The sequence below is a fragment of the Nonomuraea sp. NPDC050691 genome, from assembly GCF_040654455.1.
Lineage (GTDB): Bacteria > Actinomycetota > Actinomycetes > Streptosporangiales > Streptosporangiaceae > Nonomuraea.
Genome location: NZ_JBFAIA010000319.1, coordinates 1 through 3,947, shown reverse-complemented (window position 1 = coordinate 3,947; position 3,947 = coordinate 1). Strand labels below are relative to the sequence as shown.

The following is a 3,947-nucleotide window of genomic DNA, read 5'->3' as shown; positions in this document are numbered from 1 at the left end:
CGCCTCCGCGTGCGCCGAGAGCATGGCCGGTGAGGCGGCGGACGACGACCCCTTGGCGGTGACCCGGACCGGCTCGGAGTCGGGGCCGTCGCCCGAGGCGTTCGTGGCCGCCACCTTGAAGTCGTAGGCGTGCCCGGCGGTGAAGGGCCCGAGGTGGGCGGAGGCGGCGGTGGCCGGGTAGGCGAACTTGGTGTACGCGCTCTGCCCGGCGGTGACGTCGCGGTAGTACACCCAGTAGTAGACGTCGCCGATCGCGGTCCAGGCCAGGTCGACGGTGCCGTCCGCCTGCGCGGCGGCCGTCAGGCCGGTCACCTTGGGCGGCAGCGGCGGCATGGGCCTGGCCTGCGCGACCGCGCTGGAGGCCCCTTCCCCGGCCTGGTTGATCCCGCTCACCCTGAACTCGTAGGTGTGGGTGTTGACCAGCGGCTCCACGGTCAGCGCCGGATCGTTCACCGGGTACGGCAGTTGCCGGAAGCTCTCGCCGGCGGTGACGTCGCGGTAGTACACCCAGTACATCTCCGCCCCGACCGGCGCGGTCCAGGCCAGCCGGACGCTCCTGTCGCCGGCGGAGGCGGTGAGCCCGGCCGGTGCGGCGGGCGGCGTGACCTTGGCGACCGCGCTGACCACGGCGCTCGCCGTCCCCTCGCCGCCGTCGCCCACGGCGGTGACCTTGAACTCGTAGGTGTTGCCGCTGATCAGCGAGCCGACGTCGGCGGGCGGGCGTTCGACCGGCGTGTCGACCCGGGAGAACGAGGTGTGCCCGGCCGTCACGTCGCGGCGGTGGACCCAGTAGGCCCGAGCCCCCGGCGACGCCGTCCACGAGAGGCGGACGGAGCCGTCGCTTCGCGGGGTCGCGGTGAGGCCGGTCGGCGCGGCGGGCGGGGCGACCCGCGGCGTCACGCTGACCGTGTTGCCCGCCGGGCCCTCGCCGGCCTCGTTGGCCCCGGTGACCCTGAACTCGTAGGTGTCGCCGCTCAGCAGCGGCTCCACGCGCATGGTGGTGTCCTCGACCGGAGCGTCGATCCGGGTGAACGCCGTCTCGCCCGCCGTGACGTCGCGGCGGTGGACGTAGTGGACGTCGGCCCGGGCGGCGGCCGTCCAGGACAGGGTGACGGCGCCGTCGGCCTGCGCCGTGGCCGTCAGGCCCGTGGGCGCGCCGGGCAGGGCCAGCGTCACGGTCGCCTGCGCGAGGTTGGTGGGCGGGCTCTCCCCGACGGTGTTGACGGCCGTGACCTTGAACTCGTACGTGTGCGCCTTGCGCAGTCCGCTCAGGGTGATCGTGGTGGCGAACCGGTCGTCGGCGGGGACCTCCGCGAAGAGCGTCTCCCCGGCGGTGACGTCGCGCTGGTAGACGCGGTACGTGACGCCGCCCTCGGCGGCGGTCCAGGCCAGCGTGACGTCACCGTCCGCGCTCGCCGTCGCCCGCAGGCCGGTGGGCGCCGCGGGGACGGCCCGTCGCCCGCCGACCGTGACGGTCGCGCTCGGCGGTCCCTCCACGCCGCCCGTCGTGACCGCCCTGACGTGGTACGCGTAGGTGTGGCCGTCCGTGAGGCCGGGGTCGAGGCGCTCGGTGGTGATCGACGGGTCGCCGACCCGGGTGAGCGCCGTCTGCCCGGCGGTGACGTCGCGGCGGTACACCCAGTAGTTGAGGTTCGACCCGGCGGGCGCGGTCCAGGTGAGCTGCGCCGCGCCGTCGCCGGTGGCGGTGGCCTTCAGCCCGGTGGGCGCTCCCGGGACGGTGGACGGGTCCGGGACCGGCGGGGGCCAGGCCACCTCGTGGAAACGCGGCCGGTAGATGCGCACGTCGCGGAAGTGGGCGTCCGAGTCGAAGGTGTTGACGTCGTACGAGATCAGCAGCTTGCCGGGCGCCGACAGCTCGGGGTGGGCGCGCCCGACGTAGATGAACTGGCTGGGGTCGAGCTTCGGCTCCTTCGCCTCGATGAGGTATGCCGGGCCGGTGAACGGCCCGGTGGGGGAGCCGGAGACGTAGGCGACGATCCAGTTGCTGAAGAGCTGGTTGCTCTCCTGCGTCACCAGCACGTACTGGTCGCCGGCCTTGGTGACCGACATTCCCTCGCCGGCGCCGCTGAGCAACCGCGCCGAGGCCGACTCCTGCGCCGACCAGCCGCCGCCGGTCCAGTACTCCCAGGAACTTCTGCCCGTCGGCCGCCTCGCTGCCGTAGACGTAGGTGAAGGAGCCGTCCTCCAGGATCGCCGAGCCCCAGCCGATCCTCCCCGACACGGGCAGCGCCTTGACGGAGGTCAGCGTCAGGCCCGGCAGGGCGAAGGTGGCCAGCGCGTTGCCGACCAGGCGGAAACCGAGGGGCGTCCCGTCGCCGGTGGCCGCGTAGGTGCCGTACACGACCTTGAGGGTGTCGCCCTCGACGGTGGCGTCGCCCAGCCAGTGGAAGTCGGACCCGGAGGCGGGCTTCACCAGGGCCGTCGGGGCGCTCGCGGTGCCGCCGTGCAGGGTCGGGCCCAGCGTCCTGCCGGTCTGGACGACCATGGTGTTGTTGACGAGGGGCGTGTCGGCGGGCCGGGAGTAGTCGTCGTTGACGGTCCCGAGGAAGGTGTCCGACCACAGCCAGGCGATCCGGCCGTCCGGCAGGGGCACGGTGACCGTCGAGTCGCCGCCCGTCCAGTGGCCGCCCGCGTCGCCGTAGTCCGCCCACATGGTGGTCAGCTCGGCGGGCGTCATGGGCGCCGCCGCCGCGGTGGCGGGGCCGGCCGCGAGGGCGGGCGCGGCCGGGGGGGCGGCCGCGCCCGCCGTGCGGGCCGCGGAGGCGGACGTGGGCGGGTGGGGGGCCACGTCCGCGGCGGCCGCCGCGACGCCCGGCGGAGCCTCGACGAGACCCGCGGCGAGCAACCCCGTGGTGAGCAACAGGGAGAGGGCCAGGCTGGCCCACCGGCGACGGGACACGGGCGGCTCCTAGAGGCGCGCGGCTTCGGGCCGAACCTAGATCGTTAACCGGGCCGGCGGGAACAGGGCGCGTGACTCAATCTCGGCGCGCCGCCCCGTCCGTGGATTGAGTAGGGCTACTCAGGCGTACCGACAGTGACCTGCACTCCTCATTGCGCGACATGTCAGGAGACGTCTGGCTGGGCGCGGAACTCGCTGGTACGTTGCGCGTGTGCTGCATGGTCGCGCCGTCGAGCAGACAACCGTCGACCGCCTGCTGGCCGGCGCCCGGGCCGGCGCCGGCGCGGCGCTGGTCGTCCGCGGCGAGATCGGCATCGGCAAGACGGCCCTGCTCGGTCACGCCGCGGCGCGGGCGGCGGAGCACGGCATGCGCGTCCTGCGCTGCACCGGGGTCGAGTCCGAGGTGGAGCTGCCCTTCGCGGCCCTGCACCTGCTGCTGCGCCCGTTCCTGTCGCTGGCCGAGCGCCTGCCCGCGCCTCAGGCGGCCGCGCTGCGCGGGGCCTTCGGGCTGTCGGAGGAGCGCGAAGGCGACCGGTTCCTCGTCGGCATGGCGGCCCTCACCCTGCTGGCGGACGTGGCCGCCGATCGTCCGCTGCTGTGTCTCGTGGACGACGCCGAGTGGGTGGACCGGTCCTCGGCCGAGGCGCTGCTGTTCGCCGCCCGCCGCCTGGACGCCGAGCGTGTCGTGATGCTGTTCGCGGCCGGTGACGACTTCGCCGCCGGCGCCGTGCCCGAGCTCCGCCTCCGTGAACTTGACCGCCGGGCCGCCCTCGCCCTCCTGACCGCCCGCGCCGCCGAGCGCGGCGACGCAGAGGGGGACGACACTGAGGGGCGCGACGCCGAGCGGGGCGATGTCGAAGGGGTGGCCGTGCGGGCGCCGGCGCCGCCGGTGCTGGAACGGCTGCTGGACGAGGCCGCGGGCAACCCGCTCGCCCTGCTGGAGCTGGCCGCCGCGCTCACCCCCGGGCAGCGCGCCGGCGGCCTGACCGCCCTCCCGCTGGCCACGGGCGCGGCGGCGCCGACGAGC

At 75.0% G+C, this 3,947-nt stretch carries 4 protein-coding genes; 3 read left to right on the top strand and 1 reads right to left on the bottom strand.

Annotated features, from left to right (window positions below; translation table 11 throughout):
• On the bottom strand, positions 1-2,094 hold a 2,094-nt coding region (locus AB0H81_RS44105), incomplete at its 3' end, for a fibronectin type III domain-containing protein (protein WP_358388300.1).
• A 278-nt stretch (positions 2,095-2,372) separates the two neighbouring features.
• Between AB0H81_RS44105 and AB0H81_RS44100 the strand changes: the two genes are divergently transcribed.
• The 3 genes from AB0H81_RS44100 to AB0H81_RS44090 all read left to right on the top strand — a co-directional run.
• A complete protein-coding gene (locus tag AB0H81_RS44100) occupies positions 2,373-2,546 on the top strand; it encodes a hypothetical protein (protein WP_358388297.1) in 174 nt (57 codons plus the stop codon).
• 126 nt (positions 2,547-2,672) lie between these two features.
• Complete coding sequence (locus tag AB0H81_RS44095; RefSeq protein ID WP_358388294.1) at positions 2,673-2,933, top strand: hypothetical protein; 261 nt, start codon at positions 2,673-2,675, stop codon at positions 2,931-2,933.
• Positions 2,934-3,131: 198 nt separating this feature from the next.
• The coding region (locus AB0H81_RS44090; protein ID WP_358388291.1) for an ATP-binding protein at positions 3,132-3,947 on the top strand (816 nt) is incomplete at its 3' end.

Bases quoted from the DNA above. Each gene is read 5' to 3' on its own strand.
- AB0H81_RS44095 (WP_358388294.1), top strand. From the start codon at position 2,673: ATGGTGGTCAGCTCGGCGGGCGTCATGGGCGCCGCCGCCGCGGTGGCG.